Genomic DNA, 25,841 nt, shown 5'->3' with positions numbered 1-25,841 from the left:
TTCGTACCGCCACCGGGCCTGGTGGTCCGAGGGAAGACCAAGTGCGGAAAGATGACCTGCACGATGCAACTCAGGCGGTCTCGCCGCCTACTCTCGCCATGCTGCTTCTCCTGGCAACGCTCTGTGGGCCGGTGGCCCCTCACTTCACCCAGGGACCGGAGAGTCCCTCCGTATTGCCAAAGGAGACAGCGAGCCTCCTCGCTCCTTCGGTATCCGCCACGACCGACGAGCCCACCTGGCTGATTCGGGCGTTCGATGAGGAGCATGGGACCCCGATCGCCGGTGTGAGGGTCTGGGCGAGCTACCGGCTCGGCTCGTTCATGGGGAGCCTCGGGCGGTTCGACCATGTTCTGGGTTCCGCGGTCACAGATAGGTACGGTGAGGCGCGAGTTCCGCTCACCAAGATCCTCGAGCTCAACCCTGCTGAGATGGCCGGGGTGGACCTGCTAGCCAAGATCTTCAAGCCGGGCTATCAGCTTGCGGACCAGTCCTCTGGCTACTACGCGCTCTTCGAATGCCTTGACGCGCTCGATGAACTGGAGCTGACTGGCCGGGATGTAGAGATGGTCCCTGGCCGCACGATCGTTGGACGAGTCGTGGATCAGCAAGGGAGGGCTGTCGCCGGAGCCACCCTGCTGGCGGGCCGCTGGGAGGAGGAGTCCAAGGAGTGGGTCGACCGGCTGGATGGCACCTCTGACTCCCTCGAGTCCGGCCCTGGGGGCTACTTCTTCTTCGACCTGGGCGATCGGGATCAGTTGACGCTCGCCGCGTGTCACCCATCGGTGGGGCGCGGCTTGCTGGTGCTCAGCGGCGCAAGGCTGGAACGCCACCTGTCCGAAGTGGTTGTTCTGGCACTGGATCCCCCCGAAGACTGGCAGACCGTCAAGCTCGTCCCTGCAGGCAAGGCGTCCCCTTGTTCTGTGCCCTTCAGTGCCTTCGTCCGCGGTACACCCGACGTTCCCCACTATTGGGGCTTCGACCGCTTTACCGGCACGGATGGAGTCCTTCAGCTCCCAACCTGGAGCGATACCCAATGGGTTATCGCTCCGAGCAGGCCTGCTGCTTCGAGCGACGACAGCATGGAGTGGATCGAACTCGACGAGACGTTCACGAATCCGATCGTGCTGACGCATCCCATCGTCAACCTGAGCGTCAAGTCCACGGACGGCAGGCCGGTGCGGGACTGTTCGGTAGAGGTCTCGGCGGTGGACAAGAGCGAAGCGGAATCTGAACAGACGCTCGCTCCTTCAGAGGATTCGCCCCCGTGGTCGCAAGGATGGCTCTTCGAGGGCGATATCGGCGACGGCCGTTGGTGCGTGCCGGTGGTCGGTCCGGGCCACTACCGGATTCGAGTCACGTCCCGGGGGGCGGACTACGAAGTCTGGGCCGACCAGCAGATCATCGAGGTCAAGGACGGCGAGACCCACCCGGTAGTGCACATCGTTCTCCAGCAGGCGCCATCCAGCAGCCAAAATGTCGATGTGACTTTCCTGAACGCGTCGGGCGAACCCGTGCCTCACTGGTCGATGAACGTTGGCCTGGAGCCGCCGCGGGATCGACTCATTCAAATGTCAGACACCGGCCACCGCCTCGCCCAAGGCTACGAACTGGAGTTCAGCCGTCCGCGCTGGCCCCGGAATCTGTGCGACGTCACCGCCCATGGCCTCGATGGCGGATTCGATCTTCCGGCCAGCGCTCGCATCGACGTTGGCCAGGAAGGGACCCAGAAGCTCGTTCTCGAATCCCCTGGGATCGGCGGGCGACTTCGCGCTGCGCCGCGCTCTCCAACCGAGGATCATGACGGGGCCTATCGAACGCTCGTGCTTACCCGAGACAGCACCACCGACCTGACGTTCTTCGGCCGATGGAAGCAAGGCGTCATCCGCTGGTCCCATGACTCCCGAGTCGAGCCAAGATCGGCGACGCTCCTCCTTCCACGGGGCGTCTGGCGGTACCGACTACTTGATGCCGAGTTCGACACCCGGGACGAGGGCACCGTGCAGGTGATCGAGCAGACGACGCGCGCGTTCGGACTCCGCTGGTGAGCCAGGCTCCGCCTTCCGGCTCCATCCTCCGGCGGTACCGAACCTGGCGGTACCGAACCCGACCCAAATCCGCCACGTTTCCCCTCAGAAGTGGTCGCAGAATTCGGAGCCAGCCGCAGGACGTGGATAAGTTAGGAGGGTAGGGTCGCTGGCACCCACCCATGACGAAACGACAGCGCAGAACCCACAGCCCCGAGTTCAAGGCCCGCGTGGCCCTGGAGGCCCTGAAGGGCATCAAGCCGATCCATGAGATCGCCTCCGCCAACGAGATCCATCCGGTCCAGGTCTCGCAGTGGAAGAAGGAGCTCCAGGAGAAGATGTCCGAGATCTTCGAACGAAAGAACGCCTCCGACCAGGGGGCGAAGGAAGACGAGATCCGGATCGAGCAGCTCGAGAGGAAGGTCGGCCAACTCGTGATCGAGCGAGACTGGCTCGCAAAAAAGTCCAAGGAGCTGGGGATCGACTGATGAGGAAGCAGCTCATCGATCACTGTCATCCTCAGCTCAGTCTGCGTCGCCAATCTTGCTTGCTGGACGTCAATCGAAACCGGCTCTCATCGGATCCGTCGAAGTTCTCCACAGAGGATCTTGAGATCTGTGCGGAGATCGATCGTATCCACATGAATCGACCGTACTACGGCACCAGACGAATGGTGCATGAGTTGGTGGGGCGAGGGTTCACGGTCGGCCGTGGACGGACACGTCGCTTGATGCGCCGAATGCGGCTCAGGACGATCTACCCGAGGCCACGCACTTCCATCAAATCGCTCGAGAACAAGGTCTATCCGTACCTTCTGCGGGATCTAGACATTTGCCGCCCCAACCAGGTCTGGTGTTCCGATATCACGTACATCCCGATGAAGCGGGGCTTCGCCTACCTCGTCGTGATCATGGATTGGTACAGCCGGGCCGTGCTGAGCTGGAGGATCTCGAACACCCTGGACACGGCCTTCTGCGTCGAGGCATTCGAGGAGGCGCGCCAAGTGGCCGGGACCTGGCCAGAGATCATGAACACCGACCAAGGCTGTCAGTACACGAGCGCTGCCTGGACCGACCCACTCAAGAAAGCGGACGTCCAGATCAGCATGGACGGCAAGCGGCGCTGGATCGACAACGTGATGGTCGAGCGCCTCTGGCGGAGTCTCAAGTACGAGGACATCTACCTCCACGAGTACGTCGACCTTGTCGCTCTAGGCACTGGAGTCGGTGAGTGGATCATCTTCTACAACCACGAGCGGCCGCACCAGTCTCATGACAACCAGACGCCCTGGTCAGTCTGGTCCGGCAGCACCTCAGCTGCGGCCGCATAGATCGTGGCGGTACTCGCCGCCCACCCCGACCGACACTCCCTACATCACCCCACAGACCCACAACCCAGCAAGACCAGCGTCACCCCACTCGCCTAACTAAACCAGGGCCGGCCCCTGGCTCCGCTACCCCGACCATCTCTCCTCTGGGGGACCGTGATGGCGATGGGTAGGGGCAGGAGCTGGCGCCATCTGATGGGGATTTGAGTGGACGAACCAGCTTCGGGATCGGGGCGCGTTGATGCGTTTTCGCAGGCTCTCGCGCGGATGCCTGCCAAGACTCCGAAGAGAACACTCTCGAGGTAGCCTTTCTTGAAACGCTCCGGACGCCCGTGGCGCTAGGGGGGCGTTGCGAATAGCTGACGAGGTCGCGTCTTCGATGCTGCCACGGGCGACGCCATAGCGGGCGCCACGGTCGCCATGGACGAGGTTGAGTTCCTTACCGACGGGTCGGGCCAGTACGCGATCCCCGACGTGCCCGTCTCCCATCCGCCGCGGCTACAGATCTTCAAGGCGGGTTTCGTGGAGTTCTTCGAGCCGATCGAAGGGCTGATCGAGCCGGAGACCGAGTGGAACGTCGGTCTCCGGCGAGGATCGGCGGCCTTGATCACCGTCAGGGATCGTCAGTCGGGCGCACCGATCGCCGGCGTCGAACTCCGGCGTGAGGATCGCGCTCCCCTGGGCGTCACGGACGCCCTGGGCCAGCTGGAGCTGCGGGTCGAATCCGGCCAGGAGATCTGCCTCGTGGCGAGCCGGGAGGGCCACGTCGGCCTCACGTGGTGGTGCACGATTCACGACGTCGAGGAGGCCGCCAGCATCGTGCTGCCCATGACCGCGTTCGGCTGGGTCGACGTCCGCGTCATCGACGAGACCGGACTCTTGACCCCGTGCGCCCAGGTCGGAGCCTGGTTCGAGGATGGGCGCCTGGGCGACGAGCATCCCGAGCGCTCGGACGACCCGGAAGCGGGCTATCCGGGCCAGATTCGACACACGCTGGCCTGGGATCTCGCCAGCACCACGGCGCTCGAGGGGACCTGCACGCTCCCCGTTCACCCGTCCGACGATCCGCAGATCGTGTCCGCCACGCGGGAGGACGGCTCCCGCGCCCGATCGGTCCCGTTCTTCGTCCGAGAGCCGGGCGCGCGCACCCGCGTCGTCGTCACCTTCCTGCCCGTGGGGAGCGTCGAGGGAGTCGTGCGCTACAACGGCGAGCCCATGGCCAGGGCCCTGGTGACGCTGACCCTCGTCGACGGAGAGACACTTCGCGTTGGCAGCGACCACCAGGGACATTACCACGCCAAGGACGTCCCACCGGGCGAGGTGCTGGTCCAGCTGGACCAGCGCAACGGCAACACGCGTCCTGCCCCGCAGCCGGTCGAGGTCGTGGCCGGGGCGACGGCCACTCAGGACATCGACTGGATCGAGGAGCTCGTCACCATGCGTGGCAGCGTGGTGTGTTTCGACGGTTCACCCGCCGTCGGGTGCCACGTCCGGGCCCTGCGCTCGAACGCCTACGGATGGTCGGAGTCGTTCACGGCCACGACCGATGAAACGGGAGCGTTCTCGCTCCAGACGCGCGCCGGCGACCCGTACACGGTCAGTGCGAAGCACGAAGGCGTGAGGATCGCCCGCGACGGTGTGGCGCCCGACGACCCATCCCTGGAACTGGTGCTGGATGCGAGCGGCTGGATACGCGCTCGATTCACCGACGCCGAGATGAACGCGCCGATCTCGCTCGAGCGCGGTGCCGAGCACACCAGCATCGCGTGGAGCACGGATGCCGTCGACGCGTACCGGTGGTCGCTGGGCAGCGGCAAGGCCCTGCCCGACGATACGTTTCTTCTCCAGGTCGCCGCCCGATCGCCGTCGAGCACGGCCAGCCTGTGCGTGCACTTCGCCGACCAGGGCTACCGCCCCACGACCGTCTCCGGCATCGCGCTCGGAGCCACGGAATCCGAGGCCACGCCCGTGGAAATCCTTCTGGCGCGCGGCTTCGAGGCGAAGCTGAGCTTCCAGGGCCCCGAGCCGATGACGAACGAGCGCCGCGGGCTACGCCGCTGGTTCGTCCTGCGCGAGGACCAGGCAGACTTCGTGCGGGGCCCCTTCCCCGATCGGAGTGGCGCGTCGAACATGAGGATCGGGAAGGTCAACATGTGGCTCGAGTCCCCGACGCTGATGAATCAGATGCCGGGCTTCGATGACCCTGGCGTCGCCCACGTGAGCGGACTGGCGCCGGCCGGTACACCCTTCGCTCGTTCCCGGACGACTTCACCTTCGAGCCCGAGTGGTTCGAGCTGTCCGAAGTGGATCCAGAGATCGAGATTGCATGGAGCGAGCGCTGATCGGGAGCCCCGGGGCTGCCCATCGCCGCCTGGTTGAGGGCTCGAGCGGCGGAATCAGCTGCGGGTTTCCGATGCGACGCAAGAAAACGCGAGTGGCTCCAAATAGTTTCGATCAGGGCCGTACGGTCCAGGATCTCGCCGTTCGATTCCCTCCGCTCTCTTGCCATGACGACCACGACCCTCGCTGCCCGCGCCTCCCTCATCGGACTTGGCCTCTTCAGTGCCGCTTGCTCGGAGTACGAGTTTGCTGAACAGGACCTCGGGGTTCGGTACCTCGCCGATAGCCAGCAGATCTCTCTCCAGGTCGACACCCGCGGCCTCTACGGCACGTCGCTCGACTGGTCCGACTCCGACGAGCTGATCGTCAAGCGTGCCCGCGACCGGGTTCGCCGCATGGCGGCGGGGGAGAGGTACCTGCACCTCCTGTCCTTCCCGCTGATCTTCGACCTGGACGCGAAGCCGGGGCAAGAGAGAGAGGAGCGGCCGGGCGAGGAGGACTGGATCTCCGCGGAGGACGCAACGCGTTTGCGCGCCGTCTTCCTCGAGAACGTGCGGGTGGAATCGTCCCGCGTCTATCTGGACGCCGAGGGTGAGGTGAGCGTCGCGCAGAGCTTTCGGATCGACAAAGCCGACGCGTGCGTCGCCGCTCTGAACGAAGTGATCTCCCTCGGAGTTCGACGTGGCATCGAGGACGTGGCGAGTTCTGGCGACGATGTCTCCGAGATGTTCGCATCCGCGCGGTCCAGGGAGAATCTGCGGTCTTTTCTGGAGGCAGGCGGGCGCTGGCTGACCCTCTCCGAGAAGTCGCTGGAGGTACGGGTGCCGATGACGCCCGCGGACCTCGCGATCTTGCTGAAGGGCTTCGCCGAGGACGATCCGAAGGGGAGCACCGCTGCCCTCGGTCGAGCTCTTCTGGGTGGGCTCGAGGAGCTGGCCGTGGAGAACGATGTGGCGCTCTTCCGATTTCCGGTGTCGGGCGACGGAGCCGTGCACTGGACCTATCGGGGCGAGCGTCACCCCGACGCGAAGAAACTCCGCGCCGCCTTCGATGAAGGGGAGCTCAGTCCGCGCTGAACGCCGCCCTCAGCTCCTTCGGAAAGATCCGCGGCCGACGGGTCGCCATGTCCATGCACGCGAGTTCGATCTCGGCCGTCGCCAGCACGGTGACGGCTTCCTTGTCCTCGCGCCGGATCTCGTAACCGAACGTGACCGAGGCCGAGCGCATCCGCTCGATCCAGACCTCGACCAGGAGGCGGTCCTCGTAGAAGGCCGGGCTCTTGTACCGGACCTGAACCTGGCGCACGGGCAGGCCGATCCCGGTCTTCTCCAGCTCACCGTAGGGGACGGCCCGGGCGGCCATCATCGCCGTCCTCGCGTCCTCCAGGTAGAGGAGGAAATTGGCGTGGTGGCAGACGCCCATCTGGTCGGTCTCGGCGTACCGAACCGTGGCCGGATGGGTGAAGGATTGGGGGCGCTCGGCGGCCTCCCGGGGACGGCTTCGGGGGTCGGAGGGTGAGGCTGACTGCATGGCTGCGAGTAAGGAATAGCCGAAGTGACCCCCTCTCTGTTAGAACCTCCGGACCGATGTCCAGCCCCAACTCCCCATCGTCCACGTCCCAGGAGGGCCCGAACCCCACCGTGGCGGCGTTCCTGAACTGGTTCATCCCCGGAGCGGGCCACTTCTACCTCGGCAAGGTCAGGACGGCGATCATCGCGTTCGTGCTGATCGAGGGCCTCTACCTCGCCGGCGTGCTGCTGTCCAAGGGCATGTTCCTCCAGATCCTGCCGCCCGAGATGCGCGGCCGGTTCGCGGCCGCCCTGACGCCGGAGGCCGGCAACCTCGGCGCGCTGCTCCTGCACGTGCGCCAGTACGGCTTCGGCGGCGCGCTCCCCGAAGCGTTCCCGAGCACGCTGCACATCGGCATGATCCTGACGGCCAGCGCGGGGATCGCCAACCTGATCCTGTGCAGCCGCGTGCACTACGACGCTCGGGTAGCGGCCACCGGAGACGCGGACCACGAGGCGACGCACCCTGGCGTCGCCACGCTCGTGGGCTGGCTCCTGCCGGGGGCCGGGCACGTGCTCCAGGGGCGCAAGGCCCGCGGGATCCTGGCGTTCGTTCTCGTCGTCGCTCTCTTCGGGATCGGCTGCTACCTCGCCGGTGGCACGAACCTCGATCGGACGCGCCACTTCTATTACTGGGCGGGCCAGAGCCTCCTCGGGCCCATCGCCTTCGCCGTCGAGATGGTGCACGGGCATCCGATGATGACCAGGAACGTCGAGTACGCCGACGCGGGCGTCGTTCTCGCCTCGGTCGCGGGGATACTGAACGTGCTCCTGATGCTCGATGTCTATGGCTACAGCGAGGCGAAGCGCCTCGGCCGCCCGCTCGCGACCGAAGCGGTGGCGGACCCCGCCACGGAATCCGGCCCCTTCGACGCCTCCCTCGGTTAGCCCCATGAACGATCTCGGATTCCACATCGGGCTGTTCCTGTTCTCCACGCTCGTGATCGTCGCCGTGAGCTGCATGTTCACCGAAGCCGACGACCAGAAGGCGCTGCGGCTCTTCCCGCGCCGCTACCTGACCTTCGTACTCGTCTCGACGGTCGTCGTGGTGGTGATGCTCGCCGTCGAGCACACGTTCGCGTCCGTTTCCTGACGCCGGCGGCCCTATCCCCTGTGATAGAGCCCCCCGGGCGCGCGCCGGACGGCTCCGCCCAGCTCCAGCGTCGTCAGCGCAGCCAGCGTGGCTGGAACCTCTTCTTCCACGATGCTGGCCACCTCGGAGGCCGTTCGGGTCTCCCCGGTGAGCGACTCCAGGATCGCCATTTCCAGGGGAGTGCGCGTGGCCGCGACTGCGCCGGTCCCGGGCGTCATGGGAAACAGCTCTCGATCGCTGAACAGGTCATCGAGGAGCATCTGCGGTGAGCCCACCGGGGTCGCTCCTTCGCGAATCAACGAAAGCGTTCCGCGCGCCATCGGATGGTCCACGCGGCCGGGCAGCGCAAAGACCTCCTGGCCCTGGTCCGCCGCCCAGCGCGCCGTGATCAGCGACCCGGACGCCTCCGCCGCCTCGATCACCAGCACGGCCTGGCTGAGCCCAGCGATGATCCGGTTCCGCAGCGGAAAGTGATGTCGCCGCGGCGACGTCCCCGGTGCGAACTCCGAGACGAGCAGCCCTTGACGGGCCACGCGATCCGCCAGCGGGCCGGAAGGCCACGGTCGATCCACCCCGCACCCGAGCACGGCGATCGTTCCGCCGCCCGCGTCCAGCGCCCCCGTGTGCGCGGCCGCGTCGACGCCACGCGCCAGTCCGCTGATCACGCACACGCCCGCCGCCGCGAGCTCACGGCCGAAGCGCTCCGCCTGGGCCACTCCGTAGGGCGTGGGGGCGCGGCTGCCCACGATGGCCACGCAGTGCGTCGAGTGCAAGAGTTCGCGCACGCCACGCAGCCAGAGCCGCGCGGGCTCCACGTCGATCGTCGCCAGTCCTTCGGGCCAGCCGAGTTCTCCGCGGCAAAGCTCGACCATCTCGCTCTCGTCTGCTGGTTCCATGCTTGGAGAGCGATCGGAGAGCGGCAAGGGTTACGGGTCAGGGGCGAAATTCGGACGGCGGGCAGTTCCAGTGGGTCACGGTCCAGCCGGGAACGGCTGCGGCGGGCTCGAAGACCATCCGCCCGACGCCGCCCGTCTTCACCTTGAACGTGCCCTCCTGGCGCGCGCGCTCCAGGGCGCCAGGGACGGCGTCCAGGAACCAGCGAAGCAGCCCGTTGCTGCTACAGACGAGCACGCGCTCTCCGAACGCGCCTACGCTCACGTCGTCGAGGAACGATTGCACGCGCCCGCGGACCTCGGCCTCGGTTTCGGGCCACCTCGCTCCGCCGGGCCAAACGCTGCGTTCGTTCCACGCGATCATCTCTTCGGCCCCGAAGCGCTCCACGATCTCCTCCGTGGTGAGCCCGCCCCAGTCGCCGTAGTCGACCTCGTCGAGGGCCTCCAGCCGTACGGCTTCCGGTGAACCCGGGGGAGCCGCGAGGGCGAGGTGCTCGACCTGGCGCTTCAGCCCGCCCGAAAAGATCGCGGTCGGGGTCCAGCCAGCGGCCAGGAGCGAATCGCCGAGCGCCTTCGCCTGGGCCCTGCCGCTCGGCACCAGCGGCAGGTCCTCGCCCTTGCCGACCCAGACGATCCGGTCGCCGGGCCCGAAGGTGTTGCCGTGGCGCACGAGGACCAGCTCGACGCTCATCGCGGCACCAGCTCGCCGTCCTCGGCGATCACTCCCTCGACGCGCACGAGGTCCTCGGGACTGTCGATCGCGAGGTGCCGGCGGCCGCGGTAGTCGACCTCGACCACGCGGATGCGCATGCCGTTGTCGAGCGCGCGGAGCTGCTCGAGCCCCTCGGTCAGCTCCAGCGCGCTCGGCGGCAGCGCGATCAGCTCGTCGAGGGCCTCGGTGCGGTACCCGTAGAGCCCGATGTGCCGGAAGGTCGGCGCGCCGCCCTTCGGATCGCGCACGTAGGGGATCACGGCCTTCGAGAAGTAGAGCGCGTCGCCCGCGCGGTTGAAGACCACGGTGGTGCCGCCGACCTCGCCCGCGGCCTTCGCCTCCATCAGAAGCTCCAGCGAGCGCGCGTCCAGCCGCGCCGCCGGCGTCACCATCGGCAGCTCGGGGTGGGCCCGCATCTCGGCGGCCACGGCCTTCAGGACCCAGGGCGGCGTGAGCACCGCGTCGCCCTGGAGATTGATCACGCCGTCGGGGCGCTCATCGAGGGACTGGATGGCCGCGTGGACGCGCTCGGTGCCGTTGCGGCACTCCGGCGGCGTCATCACGGCGGTGCCGCCGAAGCTCTCCACGTGGTCCGCGATGCGCCGGTCGTCGGTGGCCACGAGCACCTCGCTCACGCCCTCGGCCGCGGCGGCAATCTCGTGGACGCGGCGGATCAGCGAGCGCCCCGCCACGTCCGCGAGGGGCTTGCCGGGGAAGCGGGTCGAGCCGTACCTGGCAGGGATGACGGCGGCGATCCTCATGCGTTCTTCCCGTGGCACTTCTTGTACTTCTTGCCGCTTCCGCAGGAGCATGGGTCGTTGCGACCGAGCTTCTCCGCCTTGTGCTCGAAGGGCTCGGCCGGGGCGTGGTGACCGTGACCGTGGGGATTGGTGCCGGTCCGCACGGTGTGCAGGAACTCCTCGATCGTGGTCTCGAAGCCCTGCTTGATCTCGAAGGCGTTGGAGAGGACCTCGCTCTCCTCCAGGTGCTTCAAGTACGCGCGGAGCACGTCGGGGACCTCTTCGGCGAGAGCCTCGCCGCGCTTGAACTTCCCGGGCAGGACGTGGCCGAGGGCGCCGTGCATGTCCTGGCCGTCGAGCTTCTTCGGCTCGATCCCGACGTCGTCGTAGCAGGTGCTGAGGAAGCGGCCGACGATCTGGCGGACATCGGGCTCGGGGACGTCCAGGCCTTGGGCGTGGGGGGAGTCCATGAAGCTCGCCAGGGCGAGCGTGACTTTCTTGGATGGGGGCATGGGGGGCAGAATAGAACACCGGGGCCCCGATTGCGCCGGTTCCTGGTTGGTGATCTGGACCTCCCCGGTCATCGTCATCGCCCATGGATCCTGAACCAATCGACGAAACGGCGATGCCGCCGGCCGCAGACGTGACGTTCGAGTCGTTCGGACTCGCTCCGTCGGTGCTGGCCGGGGTCCGCGCGGCGGGCTTCGACGCGCCGCGGCCGATCCAGGTGAGCGCGATCCCCCCTGCGCTCTTGGGGCGCGATATCCTCGGGCTCGCGCGGACCGGGACCGGGAAGACGGCGGCGTTCGCGCTGCCGCTCCTGCAGCGGCTCGTGACCCATGCGCCTCCGGCCGTCGAGGGAGGAGCGGCAGACGAGGCCGAGGTGCCGCCCGTCAGCTCGATCCGTGCCCTGGTCCTCGCTCCGACCCGCGAGCTCGCGATCCAGATCGGCGCCGACATCGACAAGCTCGGCTCCACGTCGGGGCAGGCCGTCGCCCTCCTGATCGGCGGCCTCAAGATCGAGCGCCAGCGCGAAGCGCTGCGCGCCGGCGCGACCATCGCGGTCGCGTGCACCGGGCGGCTCATGGACCTCGTGCGAGAGGAGGCTCTCTCGCTGGCGGGCGTCGAGGTGCTCGTCCTCGACGAGGCCGACCGCATGGTCGACATGGGCTTCCTCCCGGACGTCCGCCGCGTGCTGAAGCTCGTGCCGAAGGAGCGCCAGACGATGATGTTCTCGGCGACGATGCCCGAGGAGATCCAGGCGCTCGCCCAGCGCATCCTGCGCGCGCCCGAGATCCTGGACCTCGGCAACGCGGCGCCGCCGGACACGATCGATCACGCGCTGCTCCCCGTGCGCTCGTCCGCGAAGACGAAGCTGACGCTGCAGATCCTCAAGGGCGAGGAGTTCCGCTCGGCCATCATCTTCGTGCGCACGAAGCAGCGCGGCAAGGTGCTGACCTTCCAGCTGGAGAAGCGTGGGATCTCCGTGACGCTTCTACACGGCGACAAGAAGCAGGGCGCGCGCGGCCGGGCGCTCGATGGCTTCAAGAGCGGCGAGTTCCAGGTGCTCGTGGCCACCGACCTCGCGTCGCGCGGCCTCGACGTGGAGAACGTCAGCCACGTCATCAACTACGACATTCCGCTCGACCCTGACACCTACGTGCACCGCATCGGTCGAACCGGACGCGCCGAGCGTAAGGGCATCGCGTTCACGCTGATCTCGCGCGGGGACCTCGAAGCGCTGCGCGCGATCGAGAACAACATCGGCGAGCGGATCCCGCGCCGCTTCCTGGAGGGGTTCGCGGAACTCGACGACGAGTACTTGATCCAGAAGGCGAACACCGGGAAGCGCGTCAAGCCGAGCGAGGTGAAGCCCGAGTACGGCCGCGGCTCCGGGATCAAGAAAGGCGGCGCCAAGGGCCCCAAGGAGAAGAGGAAGCCCCGGCGCCGCCGGTGAACTGGAGCAGGGGCGCTCCGGAATCGCTGTGCGCTACTGAACGTCGCCGTCGACCTGGATCATCGCCGGGAGCTCTTCCCCCTCGGGGATGAACTTCATCGAGACCGAGTTCACGCAGTGGCGCGTGTTCTTCGCCGTCATGCGCTCGCCCATGAACACGTGGCCGAGGTGCCCGTCGCAGTTCATGCAGAGGATCTCGGTGCGGCGTCCGTCGGCGTCCGTCACGCGCTTGACGCGGCCCTCGATGTCGTCGTCGAAGCTGGGCCAGCCGCAGTGGCTCTCGAACTTGTCCTCGGACGTGTAGAGCGCGGCGTTGCAGCGGCGGCAGATGTAGGTGCCTTCGGCCTTGTTGTTCAGCAGCGCGCCGGTGCCGGGGCGCTCGGTTCCCTTGTCGAGCAGGATGTACTGCTCCTCTTTCGAAAGGTCGTTGTACTCCGAGGCGGTGACGGATTTTTGCATGGCGGGGGTGGTGGCTGCTTGCGCGACGTCGGCCGCGTCTTCGGGGGTGGCGGGGGCGCCGGTGATGGCGGCTTCAGCGGCCTCGGCGTCGCTCTCATCCATGAGGGCGTCGAGGGAAGCGATGGTTTCCTCGGCCTCCTCCTCGGTCAGCGCGGGGGCCTCGGGCGCGGACTTGCTGCCGCCTGAATCGCCGGTGCCGCCGCCGCCACGCGCGGTCGACTCCATCGAGTCGGTGCTACAGGCGGTCAGTGCGGCCGCCACGGCGGCCGAGAGTGCGAAGGACGTGATGAGTCGGAGGGGCAGCATGGTCGTGGGCGGTGGAAGTTCTGGGGATCCCGGACGGGTCTCAGATCATGGGCGGCTGGCGCCCGGATTGGAACCGACCTCATGCGTCGGCTGGAGAGACGTTCGTCCAGGCGAGCCCGGGCGATGGGACGAAAGGTGTAAAGTCCAGGTACGGAAGGGCCGAGCCCTGGAGAACCAGCGCTCGGCCCAACCCGCCGGGTCCAATCCATAGGGGCCGACCTTTCGATCAGCGCAAGAGCAGCGCCGCTCCGTCCGTGAAGTTCGACGTCGGGATCCCGATGATCGCGTCGCGGTACCAGGCCTGGAAGTGCCATACGTCGCCCGGCGCGGCCACCACGCTTCCGCCGGGCTGGGGGAGCGCGGTGAGGTCGATGGGGAGGGAGAACTCGCCCGCCGCGCCCGCGTTCAGGACCTGGCCCACGTAGCGTCCGATGCTTCCGCCGAGGCAGAGGTTGCCCTGGGATCCGCCCGGAGACGCCACGAAGCCCGCGCCGGGCGATGCCAGGAAGTAGCCCAGGGAATTCGGCGCGAGCGACTCGGCCACCAGCGTGACATCGTTGGCGCTCGCGAACGGGCTACCGATGGCCCGGATCGTCGCGCTGGCTCCCGTGGAGTTCGGGATGGCGGGACCGCAGTAGGAGGTGCTGATCGTGTCGTCCAGCGTCAGCAGTCGGAGGTCCCAGATACCGCGCCCATAGGTGCCGAACCGCACGCGCTGCTGGGACGGGACCGCCTCGACGGACCAGTAGGTCGTCATCGGGGCCTCGCTGCCCATGGCGTTGGACCACGTTTGCGTCGCGGCGTCGTAGTGGTAGGCGCCCGCCTCGGTGGCCGCGAACAGGTCGCCGCTTCCATCGGGGGCCCACTCGATGTCGTGGACCAGCGTGGGCGGAAGGCCCGAGGCGCGCGCCTGCCAGGTCGAACCGCCGTCGACGCTCTCCCGTACGCCCGCGGTGCTGTAGCCGGAGCCGGCGGCGAAGACGCGATCGGGGTTCGTCGGGTCCACGAGCAGGCTCGCGCCGTAGAAGTAGTGGGTGCCCGGGCCGCCGCCAGCGCTCTGGGTCCAGGTGACACCGCGGTCCGTCGAGCGGAAGATCGCCCCTGCGTCCGTGAGCGCGTACGCGCGGTTCGGATCGCTCGGCGCGAACGCCATGGCGGTCAGGTAGCGGCTGGATCCGGCGCCGAAGTCCTGGTTCGACCAGCGCGTTCCCGTCCAGCTCGAAGGGGTCTTGACGAAGCGATGCAGCTCGCTGCCGAGGAAGAAGTACGCCTCACGGTCCGTGGGGTCCGCGATCACCGGCGGTAGCCAAAGGCGATCCACATTCGCGGGGAACGAGACCTGGCGCATCTGCGGGTTCGTCTCGCCCACCTGGACCAGCGTGAATCCGGGGTAGTTCGAGTAGACGAAACGGTGGGTGCCGTCGCCGGAGCAAAGGTGCCCGTAGTCGCCGCTGATCGTCTGGTCGAAGTCGGTGGAGGGGCCGGGGCCCGTCGACGGCGTGAGGGTGCCGACCTGGTAGCCCTGGTCCTGGGTGCCGCCGCTGATGTGGTCGGGATCGAGGGTCGACGTGTGGGTCGAGTAGAACTGGCCGACGCCGAGTCCTTCGAGGCTGAGGTTCTGAACCGTCATGCCGCCGTCCTCGGTGATGTAGGTGCCGCCGTCCGTGTTGATGAAGACGACGTCGCGCTCGCCCTGGGCGTCGGAGATCACGAGCGGGCTGATGCCGCGGATGTCCGCGTGCAGCCGGTTCGCGGGGTCACCGTAGTACGAGCCCCACGTGTTGATGCTCGTGCCGGTCGCGCCGCCGTTGGTGGAGCGGCGCGCTTCGACCCCGCTGTAGATCAGGCGCTGGGGATCGAAGGCGAACGCCGCCATGGAGGTGGTGCTGGCCCAGAGCCCGTCGAGGGCGCGAACGTAGCTGGCGGTCACGCCGCCGTCGTTCGAGACGTGGAGTTCGTCGTTGCTGCCGACACGGAGAGCAGCGTACAGCCTCGGGCCGCCCGACTCCGAGCCGACGAGGTCGCCCGAGGTGGCGTTAGCGTCGAGGATGAGTGGAGCACCGAAGGTGAAGCCGTCGTCGGTCGAGACGAAGATCCTGCCCGCCTGAAGCACGTAGACCGCGGAGCCGCCGAGGGCCGCCGTGCGCGGAACCCAGATATCGCCGCTCCAGCGGATGCCGAAGGAGTAGCGCAGGGTGAAAGAGAGCCCGCCATCGATCGAGGCAAAGAGCGCGCTGCGCTCGCCCGCGCCGGGGATGGTGGCCGTGCCGAAGAGGTAGATCGTCTGGAGAGCATCGGCAGCCTTCAGCATCCGGCGGCCCGAGCGCAGGGAGTCGAGGCCCTGGGGGACCGTCCACGTGGCGCCCGCGTCGTCGCTGCGGAGCAAGCTGGAGCCGCTACGGCGCAGCACGATGTCGTCGTCGGCGAGGTTCGCCGGCGTCACGATCGCGAGGTCGTCCACGCCGCCGTAGATGCTGTCGGAAAGAGGCGTCCAGTTCTCGCCGGTCATCGATCCGCGCCAGACGCCGCCGAGGGCGGAGCCGACGTAGAGGAAGCGCCCGCCGCTGCGCTCGGGGCCGAAGGCCGCGCACCGCGTGTGACCCGCCTGGTTGCGCGAGCCGATCTCCTCCCAGAACCAGGGCTGTCCCGACCCCGGCTGGCGCGCCGCGCCGGATCCACCGAGTGCGGCGGCATCCCGCGCGGCCTGGTTTCGGCGCACGCGCTCCGCGTTCTGGTTCTGCCGCTCGATCTCCCGCCAGTCCACTCCGTCGGCGGTGCGGTGCATCTCCTCGATCCAGGCCTGGCGCTCCTCCTGCCTCCGGCTCTCGCCTTCCTCCGACTCGTCCTCGCCTTCCCGAAGCGACTCCTCCAGCTGCCGCGGGTCGGTGGGAGCGGGGCGGCTTTCTGCGCCGTCGAGAGGCGAGCCCAGGCGACTGGACGAATCGTCGCAAGCCGTCAGGGTGAAGACGCCGAGGCCCAAAAGGAGAGAGAGCCCCGAACTGAGAGGCGAGGCGACGCGGAAGCGCATGGCGGAGAGGTGGTGGTGCGGGAGAAGCATGACGACCCGATGGGACGTCGGGGAAGTGTGTCCTGTTCCGCCGATCGCGCCGCGGAAACCCGCCGGCTATCGACCTCTTCGTTCGATGGAGACGAGCCGTAGCCGTACGGGCAATCTCGGGCTGGACAGCAGTCGAACGAACCGGTCGACGCTTCGCGTCCATTCGCCCGAATCCCCGAACGTGCCTCCGGTGATGATGCCACCCGTCTCCAGGGGTTGATTCAGGTTCGGGCGCGTCAGGATTCGATGCCCCACGGTAACGGCGAGCTGCTGACCTTCGTGCGTATCGGTGAAATGGAAGAAGTCCCGCTGGCGCTCCGGCGCGATCTCGAAGCCGATACAGGCGTTGCGGTTGCGGTCTTCGGTTCGGTAGACGCGTGCGAGCGCGGTCTCGTCGAAGTGCCAGGCCTTCTCCGTCTCGATGATCAGCGGAACGGGGGTGAGAGTCCCGTCCTGCTCCTCCAGCGCGAACACGAGGCGCGCAGGCGAGCCGCCCTCTTCGGGGGTGAGCGAGTTGTACCTGTCGATCGCCTTCACCGAGTGGCGCATCAGGTACGTTTCGACGCGCTGTTGTTCGGCGGTCAGGTCCACGCCGAGTTCGCTGGCGTCCTCGGCGGTGGCCGTCATCCGCAGGTGAAACTCGCCGGTGGCGACGGCCAGTTCACCGAGTTCTTCGTCCGTCCCCGGCAGCTTCCCGATCACGCTGAATTCCGCGGCCATCCCGTTGTCGCTCGGCACCCGGGTGACCTTCGCCTCCGGAAACCGCGCCTGTAGCACGGCAAGGGTCTCCTCCATGGGGAGCCCGGGCGCCCGGGGCTCTTCCATGTCAACGCGGAGTCGTATCTCCACCGAAGGACCGGCGTCCCCGCCCGCCAGTGCCACGAGCGCGTCGCCGATCCCGAGGAGCATCGAGCCAACGGCGGCAAAGAGCCCGATCATCGATTGGAGCCAGCCTGTTTCCACCATGGCCACGAGCCTACCAGATGCCCTCCAGAACGGTGTCCCCCGGGCGATTCGCGAACTCTACTTCGCCGTGCAGGGAATGGCCCCTCGGGGTAGCCTCGCCAGCATTCGCCTGGCGGACGAGCCGGTCGAGGTCCGCGTCTCCGCCGACGATGTGGTTCGCAGCGCTCGCCGTCGCATCGAATGCCACTGCGCAGTTCATCGCCGTGACCTCGGACGCGGACCTGATCGCGATCTCCAGCGATTTCGACGGTGACCACGTCCTCGAGGCAGACCTCGACCTCGGCGGCTTCGACTGAATGCCGATCGGAACGGCGGCCGATCCGTTCACGGGAACGTTCGACGGCAGCTACCACACGCTCTCGGATCTGGAGGTCTTCGACCTGGTGGAATCCGACAGCGTGGGGCTCTTCGGCACCGCCGTCGGAGCGACGATCCAGAAGGTCAGGCTCCGGAACTCCGAGGTATTCGGCTTCGAGAACGTGGGCGCCCTAAGAGTGCCCTTGGAGCCGGACTCTCCACCTCGGAGATGATGATGCAATCGAGCTTCATGGGCTGGACGTTCCCGTACCCCTGGAAGATAGACGAGGGCGCAAGCTACCCGTACCTGCACTGGGAGTAGGCGCTGCCGAATGGCACGCTCCATTCAACGCAGGATGGCGGTTCGGGCGGCGTGCTACGCGAATTCGTGCATGCGGAACGCGCTACTGCGGGGCTTCACATTCCGGTGATGAGCAGGAGGCCCTGCGTGTTCGACCGGCCGGCGTCCGCGCTTGCGGCCCTGGCGATCTTCGTCAGGGCCTTCTCGCACTTGCGCGTGCGCCAGTGGAGACGCAGTGCTTCATAGAGGTGAGAGGACTTGCCTCCGTGCCAGCGCCCTGCAAGGTCTGCGGCCTGGATCACGTTGCCCTCGTAGTCGAGGCTGCCCGGAAAGAAGAGCCGGCCAAGATCCTTGACCGTGCAATGGCCTCCCTCGTCGAACTGCTGCTGCTCGGCGTCCGGCCTGAGGCCCCGGGCGCCGAGGGTGATGGGCGCTTTCCACCCGCGCGCGAAGAACTGCACCCGTTTGAACTCGTCGGAGAGATGGAGGACGAGCATCCGGAAACGGCCCGGATCGAGGGAATGCTCCGAAACGATGCGCGTGTAGGCGCTGCGTCCAGCCGCGCGCGCGTTGTCGAAGTCGCCGTGGTCCGTGCGACTCAGGACGTCATTGGCTCCCGCCTGGGCGGAGTTCAGAATCTCTGCGGGGAGCGCCCCGTCGTACTGGAGCCAGAGCAGCGCGTGCCGATCTCCCTCGAGCGGCCAGAAGCGCACGCCGTCCACGGCCTCGTCTCCCGTTCGGGGTGCCCGCAGGAGCGCAACCTGGAAATGACGCGTCTCGGCCGTCTCGATGGGCAGCGATTCGGACGCCGCTGATTCGTCGATCTCCGCGAGACGCGCTCCCACCGCGGCGATTCGCAGGTCACCGGTGAGAGGCGCCGCCGGGTTGTAGCCCGCTTCCCGCTGCTTCCAGAACTCGTTCTTGATGAGCGTGACGATCCGCTGCGGGTCCTCTCCCAGGTGGTCACGGAGGGTCTGGGTCATGAGCCTCGGAAAGCCGCTGCCGATGCCCTGATCGTTCAAGAAGCCGAATGACGCAATGACCAGAAGGTCCTGGGCGGCAAGACTCAAGAGGCGGCCGTTCTCGAACTGGTTGCCGGCCTTGGCGAGGTCCGCGCGCTCCATCGGCTGGTGGTTCGTGCCCGCGAGGATCGGTCGCGCTTCCTCGGTGCTGACCCAGAGCGCGGCGTGGCTCGCTCCGGCCGTGTAGACAAGGGCCGTGGTGCGCTTCGGATCCAGGACGGCGATCACGCACTCCAGGCGCTGGAAGGCGGGATTTCGCGCCAGCTCTTCCAGGGCGAGATTCGCCGCGAGTCCCGGATCGCCGTCGTCTTCGAGCGATTCCGAAAGCATGTCCCAGGCCGGGCCCAGGTCGATGGCGACAGGTTTCGAGTCCGAGGCGATGCTGCGCATCGAGACGATGCCGAATCGCTCCTCCTCCAGTTCGATCGTGCGGAAGAGGTCGTGGGACACGCCCGCGGCGTGGGGGGCGAGCTGCTCGATGATGCGCGTCCGAAACCGGGGGGCGTCGCGAACGAAGAGGCTCGGATCGGGCTGTGCGATGGGTTCGACCGAGGCCTCGGCGCTGAGCGCAGCGGGTCCACTGGCACCTTGGGGGCGCCGGTGAGTGACGCGACCGGTATCGAGTACCAGGGTGGCTTCGCAGTAGGCGCAGCTCACGTGGGCCCGACCCTGCTCGAAGGACAGAAGGGCGGCACAGTTCGGACAGTAGGCGGCGGAGACACTGATCATGACGGCGACAGGATGACCATCGCGCCTCGCATCATGCGAAAGCGGAAGGCCAAATCAGCGCCGAGGCGTCACAAATCGGTCACCGGGCGGTGCTCCCGTCGAGGTGGGCGGAGGTCGTGATGCTCCCCGCCAACAGTATCGGCCTGGCGGCGTAGCCCCGGGATGATCCCATCCCTCACGCTTCTGCTCTCGGCCAGCCTGCTCGGCCTCCACACCGAAGGACCAGACACGCTGGTCCTTCGGAACGTCCAGGTAGCTTGCCCCACGGCGAGCGAGATTCAGCCAGAGCGGCGCGTCACCGTGGAGTTCGGCGCGATCGTCCGGATCGACGCCGAAGGGAAGTCCCCCGTTCCCGTCGGCGCGCGCGTGATCGACGGGGGCGGGCGCTACCTCGCGCCCGGCTTCTACGACATGCACACGCATCTCCCGGGCGTGGACTCTCCGATCCCGGCCTCGTTCCGGCGCGACGCACTGCGCATGATGCTGGAGTCAGGGATCACCACGGCCCGCGTCGGGCGCGGAGCTCACGAACTCCTGGCGGACAAGCGCGCCATCGCCCGGGGGGAGATCCCGGGGCCGCGTCTCTTCGTGGCGGCGCCGCCGCTCGCCCGGAACCGGTTCCTGGCGATCGAAGAAGCGCCTCTGCAGTTCGCCCTCTGGAAGGCGCAGGGCTTCGACGCCGTCAAGTTCCTGAGCGGGCCGCCCGCGGGTGAACTCTCGGGGTACGCGCGCGCCGCCGAAGGCGCTGGCTTGCGCTGGTACGGGCACAAACCCATGGGCCCGTTGACCGACTGGCCGCTCGAGTCCATGGCGAGCCTCGAGCACGCCAGCGCGCTCGAGCGCATGGCGGCCGTCTCGCCCGACACGCTGGAGCGCGATCTCGCGCGGCTCGCCGAGCATCGCATCTTCGTTTGCCCGGACATCGACTGGTACTTCGCGAATTCCGAAATGGAAGCGCTGGACGTGCTCCTCGCCAGGGACGGCATCGACTTGCTGCCCGCGGAGGTCGTGAAGGAATGGACGGAGCAACGGAGACTCCCGAACCCGCGGCGTGCGACGTATCAGAAGACGGTCGAGGTGTTCCGCGAACTCGCGCCGGCGCTTCGGAAGGCGGGCGTCGAGCTGCTCGTCTCGCCCTCGGATGCTCCGTTCTACGTCCCCGGGAAGAGCTACGTCATCGAGGCGCAGCACCTCGCCGATGCCGGGTACTCGCCGCTGGAGGTGCTCCGGATGGCGACGCTGAACGGCGCACGTTGTCAGGGAGAGGCGTCGCTCCGCGGTTCGGTCCAGCCGGGTCGCGTCGCGGATCTCGTGCTTCTCAAGGCCAATCCGTTCGAGGACGTGTCGGCGCTCGGCCAGGTGAGCTGCGTGATCGTCGGCGGTGACGTCGTCGTGGGCGAGTGAGGCCGCGGGTCAGCGCGGGCATGCCCGGATCTCGGCGCCGCGCAGCGTCACCTCTTCGAGGTTGGGCGGCAGGAAGAACCAGATCCTGGAGCCCGCGTCGAAGTCGAGGAGCGGCACGTGGATCGAGCGCGTCCCTGGACCGACTTCCACCGAGACCATGTCGCCGATCTCGGGAGGCCCCGTCAGCTCCTTCGCCGCGTAGAGGCCCACGGACCCATGGACCTTCGACCGAAGATCGACGCGCAGGATGAGTTCGGTGTCGGCGGGTGCCGGTCGCGCGAGCGCAGGCAGCCGCAGCCTGCAGACGCCGCGCAATAGCTCGATCCTGGCCGCACCGCCTTCGATTCGCACCTGGCTCTTGTCCGGGCGACCTTCGAATTCGAGGTCTTCCGTGACGTCCAGGCTCTGCAGCAACGCGCCCTCTTCGAATCGCCCCGCGATCCCGGGTCCGAGGAACTCGGGCCGGCGGAAAGGGCGGCTCGTCACGAGGCTCAGCTCGCTGTAGAGCTCGATCACTACGTCGGGCTTCACTCGCTCGACGACGTCCTTCTCGAGCCATGCGCGCCAGCGAGTCTCCATCAGGGAAGCGTGCTCGGCGATCCGCTCCCGGATGTCCGGTCCGAACGAATCATGGGCGATCACGATGCGGGGCCGCGTCGCGTCGGGGTGCTGAAACTGGAAGTCTTTCGCCGTTCCACCTGGGGCGGGGCGTCGGCTCACGCCGGTCTCGGCGCGCGGCTCCAGCCGAAGATTCTTCATCTCGATGACGCCGTCGAGGAGCATCCGGCTCGCCCAGCTGTCGCCTTCGCCGCCCTCCAGTCGGACCTCGTAGTCCGCGAGGGAATGCGCGGGCGGTGCGCCGTGGTGCTCCGCCAGGTAGCCGACGATCTGCGCGTAGGCCGCGAACGCGCCGACCTGGGCCCAGTGGACGCCGTGGGGCGAGTAGAGGTCCCGGAGGCTCGTGTCGCCCGTGCTCGGCGCGGGCTTTGCTGCGAGGAGCGCGGGAGCGATGTCGAGAATGCGCAGGTCGGAGTGCTCATGCATCCAGGCCAGGAACTGCTCGCGGCGCGACGTGCCGCGTGCTTCCTGGAGTCCACTCGGCAGCTTCTCGGGATAGATCGTCGACTTGTGGGGGACCAGCACCACGAGGTGGTCGATGCCGCGGGCGGCGAGCCACTCGCGGCGGTCCTCCAGGGCGCGCTGCCACGCAGCGAGATCCTCCGGCGAGAGCGGATCGGTCCCCGTGAAGCTCTCCATGGCTCGCGCTGCGCCCGAGAAGACCCAGGTGTCCTTTCCGAAGAAGAGATCCGGTGCGGGCGAGGTGCCGAATAGTTCCATCGAGAGCCGCGCGTTCGTGCGGAGCGCTGCTTCGCGGCCTCCCCAGGCGTCGTTGAGCCAGGCGTCGAACCCGTGGGGGAACGCGGCGGCTGCTTGGAGTGAGCGCGGCGCGCTCGGTGTGGGCGTGGGCCTGCGGCGGATGATGGCCGCGGTGCGCTCGGCGTTCCGCTCGCCGTGATGCAGGGAGAGCAGCCCGGGGGCTGCGAGCGCTCCCAGGAACGCGCCTCCGAGAAGTCGATCGATCCAGCGCATCAGAAGCGGAAGTAGAGGAAGGGGGAATGCGTCTGGCCGCTGATGCCGACGATCGTGAGCACGAGGAGCGCGAGCGTGGCGACGGCGCCGGCGGCTCTTGCGGCAGGGTGAATCCCGCGCGCGACGAGGCGCGACTCCAGGGCCGGGTAGACCGGCAGCGACAGCAGCGCTCCCGCGGCCATCGCGGTCCAGACGTGGGCGTTCGCGTGGAGCGCGAGGGGCTGCGCGAGCGCGCCCGCGCGGCCCGCGAGCGCCGCGTACAGGTCGAGGGCCGCCGTGACGTCCGCAGCGCGGAAGAGCACCCAGCCGCCTGCCACGAGAAGCACGGTCACGGCCACCGCGAGCCCTCCCGGCGCGCGCCGGAGCGCCGCGCCCGCGCCCAGCCGCTCGACCACGAGAAGGAGCCCGTGGTAGGCGCCCCAGAGCACGAACGTCCACGCGGCTCCGTGCCATAGCCCGCAGAAGAGGAACACGATCCAGAGATTCAGGTAGGTTCGCGCGGGACCGCGCCTGCTCCCGCCGAGCGGGATGTAGAGGTAGTCGCGGAACCAGCTGGAGAGCGAGATGTGCCAGCGCCGCCAGAACTCGGTGATCGAGCGCGAGGCGTAGGGGTGCAGGAAGTTCTCGGGCAGTCGGAAGCCGAGCATCAGCCCGATGCCGATCGCCATGTCGCTGTAGCCGGAGAAGTCGAAGTAGATCTGCAGCGTGTACGCGGCGACGCCCAGCCAGGCGATGGCGGGGCCGAGGGCTTCGGGGCCGAGGGCGAAGACGGCGTCCGCGGGCCCGGCCAGCGTGTCGGCGATCAGGACTTTCTTCGCGAGCCCGAAGACGAAGCGGCGGACGCCCTCGCCGAAGGCCTCGGAGGTGACGGCGCGCTCGCGGATCTGGGCAGCGAGGTCGCGGTAGCGGACGATCGGGCCCGCGACGAGCTGGGGGAAGAGCGCGAGGTAGAGGGCGAAGTCGCCGAGGCTGCGCGGCGGCTCCGCATCGCGGCGCTCGATGTCCACCAGGAACGAGATCGCCTGGAAGGTGAAGAACGAGATCCCGAGCGGGAGGTCGAAGGCGAGGGCGCCGCCGGTCAGCCAGCCCGCGTACTTGAAGAGGACGAGCAGGCCGAGGTTGGCGCCGATGCCGAAGGCGGTCCAGCGCCTGCGGGAGCCGCCCGCGGACTCTTCACCGGCGCGGACGATTCTCCTGCCGACGAGGTAGTTGAGGACCGCCGAGCCCATGAGCAGGCCCACGAGCCCGCCCTCACCCCACGCGTAGAACAGGAGGCTCGCGAGGAGCAGGAACCCGTTCCGGGCCCACCGCGGAGCCAGGAGGTGGAGCCCCAGCACGAGCGGCAAGAACGCGAAGAGGAAGGTGGGCTGGCTGAAAACCATGGAACGCGCTCACTTTGGAGTGCCAGGGGCGCTCCGTCGAGCGGAGAGAGGTGGATTGCGCGGACTTCCGTTACCCTGTGTCCCATGCGAATCCAGAGACTTCACCCCGGGCACTCCTCCACCGCATCCATGTTCGTGGCCCTCGCTGGCGGCCTGGCCGTGCTCGGTGGCTGTCGCGCCACGGACGCGGCGCCCGAGATCCCCCAGCAGGAGCAGCGCACCGCCGTCCCGGAGAACATCAACGAGTCGTTCCTCGACCCGACGGCGAGCGCCGAGGACTTCGTCAAGCGCTGGGAGATCGAGAGCCGCGAGGTCTACGCGTCGCGTGAGGGCATCGTGGCGGCGCTGGAACTCGAGCCCGGGGAACGCGTGGCCGACATCGGCACCGGGACCGGGCTCTTCCTGGAGCCGATCGCCGAGGCCGTGGGACCGACGGGCAAGGTGTTCGCCACCGACATCTCGGTCGCGTTCCTGGAGCACGTTCGGAACCGGGTCGCCGAGCACGGCTGGACCCAGGTGCAGCCGATTCTCGGCGGGATGCACACCACCGGACTCCTGCAGAACAGCATCGACCTCGCCTTCACCTGCGACGTCTACCACCACTTCGAGTACCACGAGGACATGCTGCGTTCGATCCACTCTGCGCTGCGGCCCGGGGGCCGTCTCGTGATCGTCGACTTCGAGCGCATCCCCGGCGTCAGCCGCGAGTGGATGCTGAGTCACGTCCGCGCTCCCAAGGAGACGGTCATCGTCGAGGTGACGGCCGCGGGATTCCAGCTGGACGAGGAGGTCGAGGTCGAGGGCTTCGAAGAGAACTACCTCCTGCGGTTCACCGCGGTCCCGAAATAGCGTCTGGCCCGGGGAGTCCGAGGAAGTCACCGGAAGAGCCGTCCACGAGGGCTCGACCCGGCGCGGGGGATCGGCGTATCCTCCGCGGCATGGAGTACCAGCCCACCTCGATCCCTGACGTCGTCCTCTGCATCCCCAAGGTCTTCGGCGACGACCGCGGCTTCTTCCTGGAGACGTTCCGGGCCGACGAGTTCGAGCGCGAATGCGCGCCCGTGAAGTTCGTTCAGGACAACCACTCGAAGTCGGCCCAGGGGATCCTCCGCGGGCTGCACTACCAGAACCCGAAGCCCCAGGGCAAGCTGGTCCGCGTGGTGGAGGGCGAGGTGTTCGACGTGGCCGTCGACATGCGCAAGAGTTCGCCGACGTTCGGTCAGTGGGTGGGGGAGATCCTCTCCGCCGAGAACAAGCACATGCTCTGGGTGCCGGCGGGGTTCGCGCACGGCTTCTACGTCACAAGCGCCACCGCGGAGTTCGTCTACAAGTGCACCGATTTCTATGCGCCGGAGAACGAGCAGTCCCTGCTCTGGAACGATCCAGAGGTCGGGATCCAGTGGCCGCTCGTGAACCGCGAGGAGCCGCTGCTGTCGGCCAAGGACGCGGATGGCGTGCGGTTCAGCGCGGCCTCCACGTTCGAGTAGCGTTAGAGGCGAGGGAATCGCCGGAAACGATGCGCCCTTTCCTGGCAGCGGGTCACGAACAAGTCGGCAGGCACGTGCGGCCGCTCGCTGCGAGAGAGAGCGCTTGCGGTTCACACGCACCATGTGGGAACGTCATCGGCAGGTGGCGTTCCCCTTTTCGTTCTCGGCCATCTGTACGAGCGTATT

General features: G+C 67.8%; 24 protein-coding genes. 13 read left to right on the top strand and 11 right to left on the bottom strand.

Annotation, left to right across the window (positions count from 1 at the left end):
* Positions 1 to 98 precede the first annotated feature (98 nt).
* The 5 genes from Poly30_RS21265 (at position 99) to Poly30_RS21245 (ending at position 6,767) form a co-directional block, all read left to right on the top strand.
* Entirely contained in the window at positions 99 to 2,045 is a 1,947-nt protein-coding gene (locus Poly30_RS21265; RefSeq protein WP_145202056.1) for a hypothetical protein, read from the top strand.
* A gap of 161 nt (positions 2,046 to 2,206) precedes the next feature.
* Positions 2,207 to 2,512 (top strand): transposase, encoded by a 306-nt coding sequence (locus tag Poly30_RS21260; RefSeq protein ID WP_145195548.1) that lies wholly within the window; start codon positions 2,207 to 2,209, stop codon positions 2,510 to 2,512.
* Positions 2,512 to 3,354, top strand: a complete 843-nt coding sequence (locus tag Poly30_RS21255) for an IS3 family transposase (RefSeq protein ID WP_145202053.1) — start codon at positions 2,512 to 2,514, stop codon at positions 3,352 to 3,354. The genes Poly30_RS21260 and Poly30_RS21255 overlap by 1 nt, the downstream gene beginning before the upstream one ends.
* A 417-nt stretch (positions 3,355 to 3,771) precedes the next feature.
* Positions 3,772 to 5,730, top strand: a complete 1,959-nt coding sequence (locus Poly30_RS21250; protein WP_145202050.1) for a carboxypeptidase-like regulatory domain-containing protein — start codon at positions 3,772 to 3,774, stop codon at positions 5,728 to 5,730.
* A gap of 128 nt (positions 5,731 to 5,858) precedes the next feature.
* Positions 5,859 to 6,767: a hypothetical protein gene (locus tag Poly30_RS21245; protein WP_145202047.1), complete on the top strand. Its 909-nt coding sequence runs from the start codon at positions 5,859 to 5,861 to the stop codon at positions 6,765 to 6,767.
* Here Poly30_RS21245 and Poly30_RS21240 read toward each other — a convergent pair.
* Complete coding sequence (locus tag Poly30_RS21240; protein WP_145202044.1) at positions 6,754 to 7,221, bottom strand: acyl-CoA thioesterase; 468 nt, start codon at positions 7,219 to 7,221, stop codon at positions 6,754 to 6,756. The genes Poly30_RS21245 and Poly30_RS21240 overlap by 14 nt on opposite strands.
* A 56-nt stretch (positions 7,222 to 7,277) precedes the next feature.
* Here Poly30_RS21240 and Poly30_RS21235 point away from each other — a divergent pair, with 56 nt between their 5' ends.
* Together Poly30_RS21235 and Poly30_RS21230 are read left to right on the top strand one after the other, a co-directional pair.
* Positions 7,278 to 8,147 (top strand): DUF6677 family protein, encoded by an 870-nt coding sequence (locus Poly30_RS21235; protein ID WP_145202041.1) that lies wholly within the window; start codon positions 7,278 to 7,280, stop codon positions 8,145 to 8,147.
* A gap of 4 nt (positions 8,148 to 8,151) precedes the next feature.
* Positions 8,152 to 8,352: a hypothetical protein gene (locus Poly30_RS21230; RefSeq protein ID WP_145202038.1), complete on the top strand. Its 201-nt coding sequence runs from the start codon at positions 8,152 to 8,154 to the stop codon at positions 8,350 to 8,352.
* An 11-nt stretch (positions 8,353 to 8,363) separates the two neighbouring features.
* Here the strand turns inward: Poly30_RS21230 and dprA are convergent, their stop codons facing one another.
* From dprA to Poly30_RS28760, 4 genes are read right to left on the bottom strand one after another with little or no spacing between them, the layout of a single operon-like run.
* The gene (dprA, locus tag Poly30_RS21225) at positions 8,364 to 9,248 is read right to left on the bottom strand and encodes a DNA-processing protein DprA (RefSeq protein WP_145202035.1); all 885 of its coding nucleotides are present in this window, start codon (positions 9,246 to 9,248) and stop codon (positions 8,364 to 8,366) included.
* 37 nt (positions 9,249 to 9,285) lie between these two features.
* Positions 9,286 to 9,936 (bottom strand): histidine phosphatase family protein, encoded by a 651-nt coding sequence (locus tag Poly30_RS21220; RefSeq protein ID WP_145202032.1) that lies wholly within the window; start codon positions 9,934 to 9,936, stop codon positions 9,286 to 9,288.
* Positions 9,933 to 10,718, bottom strand: coding sequence for a 3-deoxy-manno-octulosonate cytidylyltransferase (gene kdsB / locus Poly30_RS21215; protein ID WP_145202029.1), 786 nt, complete (start codon positions 10,716 to 10,718; stop codon positions 9,933 to 9,935). The genes Poly30_RS21220 and kdsB overlap by 4 nt, the downstream gene beginning before the upstream one ends.
* Complete coding sequence (locus Poly30_RS28760; RefSeq protein ID WP_419190454.1) at positions 10,715 to 11,209, bottom strand: SEC-C metal-binding domain-containing protein; 495 nt, start codon at positions 11,207 to 11,209, stop codon at positions 10,715 to 10,717. The genes kdsB and Poly30_RS28760 overlap by 4 nt, the downstream gene beginning before the upstream one ends.
* A gap of 83 nt (positions 11,210 to 11,292) precedes the next feature.
* Between Poly30_RS28760 and Poly30_RS21205 the strand changes: the two genes are divergently transcribed.
* Positions 11,293 to 12,654 (top strand): DEAD/DEAH box helicase, encoded by a 1,362-nt coding sequence (locus Poly30_RS21205; protein ID WP_145202026.1) that lies wholly within the window; start codon positions 11,293 to 11,295, stop codon positions 12,652 to 12,654.
* 33 nt (positions 12,655 to 12,687) lie between these two features.
* Here Poly30_RS21205 and Poly30_RS21200 read toward each other — a convergent pair whose 3' ends face one another.
* The 3 genes from Poly30_RS21200 to Poly30_RS21190 form a co-directional block, all read right to left on the bottom strand.
* Entirely contained in the window at positions 12,688 to 13,419 is a 732-nt protein-coding gene (locus Poly30_RS21200) for a methionine-R-sulfoxide reductase (protein ID WP_419190453.1), read from the bottom strand.
* A gap of 226 nt (positions 13,420 to 13,645) precedes the next feature.
* Positions 13,646 to 16,477: a sialidase family protein gene (locus tag Poly30_RS21195; RefSeq protein ID WP_145202024.1), complete on the bottom strand. Its 2,832-nt coding sequence runs from the start codon at positions 16,475 to 16,477 to the stop codon at positions 13,646 to 13,648.
* A 66-nt stretch (positions 16,478 to 16,543) separates the two neighbouring features.
* Complete coding sequence (locus tag Poly30_RS21190; protein WP_145202021.1) at positions 16,544 to 17,443, bottom strand: hypothetical protein; 900 nt, start codon at positions 17,441 to 17,443, stop codon at positions 16,544 to 16,546.
* Positions 17,444 to 17,592: 149 nt separating this feature from the next.
* On the opposite strand from Poly30_RS21190, the gene Poly30_RS28755 reads away from it, so the two are divergent.
* Both Poly30_RS28755 and Poly30_RS21185 read left to right on the top strand, forming a co-directional pair.
* Entirely contained in the window at positions 17,593 to 17,739 is a 147-nt protein-coding gene (locus tag Poly30_RS28755; RefSeq protein WP_419190452.1) for a hypothetical protein, read from the top strand.
* A complete protein-coding gene (locus tag Poly30_RS21185) occupies positions 17,740 to 17,973 on the top strand; it encodes a hypothetical protein (RefSeq protein WP_145202018.1) in 234 nt (77 codons plus the stop codon).
* Between the two features lie 184 nt (positions 17,974 to 18,157).
* Here Poly30_RS21185 and Poly30_RS21180 read toward each other — a convergent pair whose 3' ends face one another.
* Positions 18,158 to 19,792, bottom strand: coding sequence for a hypothetical protein (locus Poly30_RS21180; protein WP_145202015.1), 1,635 nt, complete (start codon positions 19,790 to 19,792; stop codon positions 18,158 to 18,160).
* A 162-nt stretch (positions 19,793 to 19,954) separates the two neighbouring features.
* Between Poly30_RS21180 and Poly30_RS21175 the strand changes: the two genes are divergently transcribed.
* The gene (locus Poly30_RS21175) at positions 19,955 to 21,196 is read left to right on the top strand and encodes an amidohydrolase family protein (RefSeq protein ID WP_145202012.1); all 1,242 of its coding nucleotides are present in this window, start codon (positions 19,955 to 19,957) and stop codon (positions 21,194 to 21,196) included.
* Between the two features lie 9 nt (positions 21,197 to 21,205).
* Here the strand turns inward: Poly30_RS21175 and Poly30_RS21170 are convergent, their stop codons facing one another.
* Both Poly30_RS21170 and Poly30_RS21165 read right to left on the bottom strand, forming a co-directional pair.
* Positions 21,206 to 22,786, bottom strand: coding sequence for an alginate O-acetyltransferase AlgX-related protein (locus Poly30_RS21170; protein WP_145202009.1), 1,581 nt, complete (start codon positions 22,784 to 22,786; stop codon positions 21,206 to 21,208).
* Positions 22,786 to 24,168: an MBOAT family O-acyltransferase gene (locus Poly30_RS21165; RefSeq protein ID WP_145202006.1), complete on the bottom strand. Its 1,383-nt coding sequence runs from the start codon at positions 24,166 to 24,168 to the stop codon at positions 22,786 to 22,788. Before Poly30_RS21165 ends, Poly30_RS21170 begins: the two co-directional genes overlap by 1 nt.
* 84 nt (positions 24,169 to 24,252) lie before the next feature.
* Between Poly30_RS21165 and Poly30_RS21160 the strand changes: the two genes are divergently transcribed.
* Both Poly30_RS21160 and rfbC read left to right on the top strand, forming a co-directional pair.
* On the top strand, positions 24,253 to 25,017 hold the full coding sequence (locus Poly30_RS21160) for a class I SAM-dependent methyltransferase (RefSeq protein ID WP_419190451.1): 765 nt from the start codon (positions 24,253 to 24,255) through the stop codon (positions 25,015 to 25,017).
* Between the two features lie 89 nt (positions 25,018 to 25,106).
* Positions 25,107 to 25,655 (top strand): dTDP-4-dehydrorhamnose 3,5-epimerase, encoded by a 549-nt coding sequence (gene rfbC / locus Poly30_RS21155; RefSeq protein WP_145202003.1) that lies wholly within the window; start codon positions 25,107 to 25,109, stop codon positions 25,653 to 25,655.
* The last annotated feature ends 186 nt before the right edge of the window (positions 25,656 to 25,841 follow it).

It is taken from the genome of Saltatorellus ferox (genome assembly GCA_007751475.1).
Taxonomy (GTDB): domain Bacteria; phylum Planctomycetota; class UBA1135; order UBA1135.
This window is presented reverse-complemented; position numbering and strand designations above follow the sequence as displayed.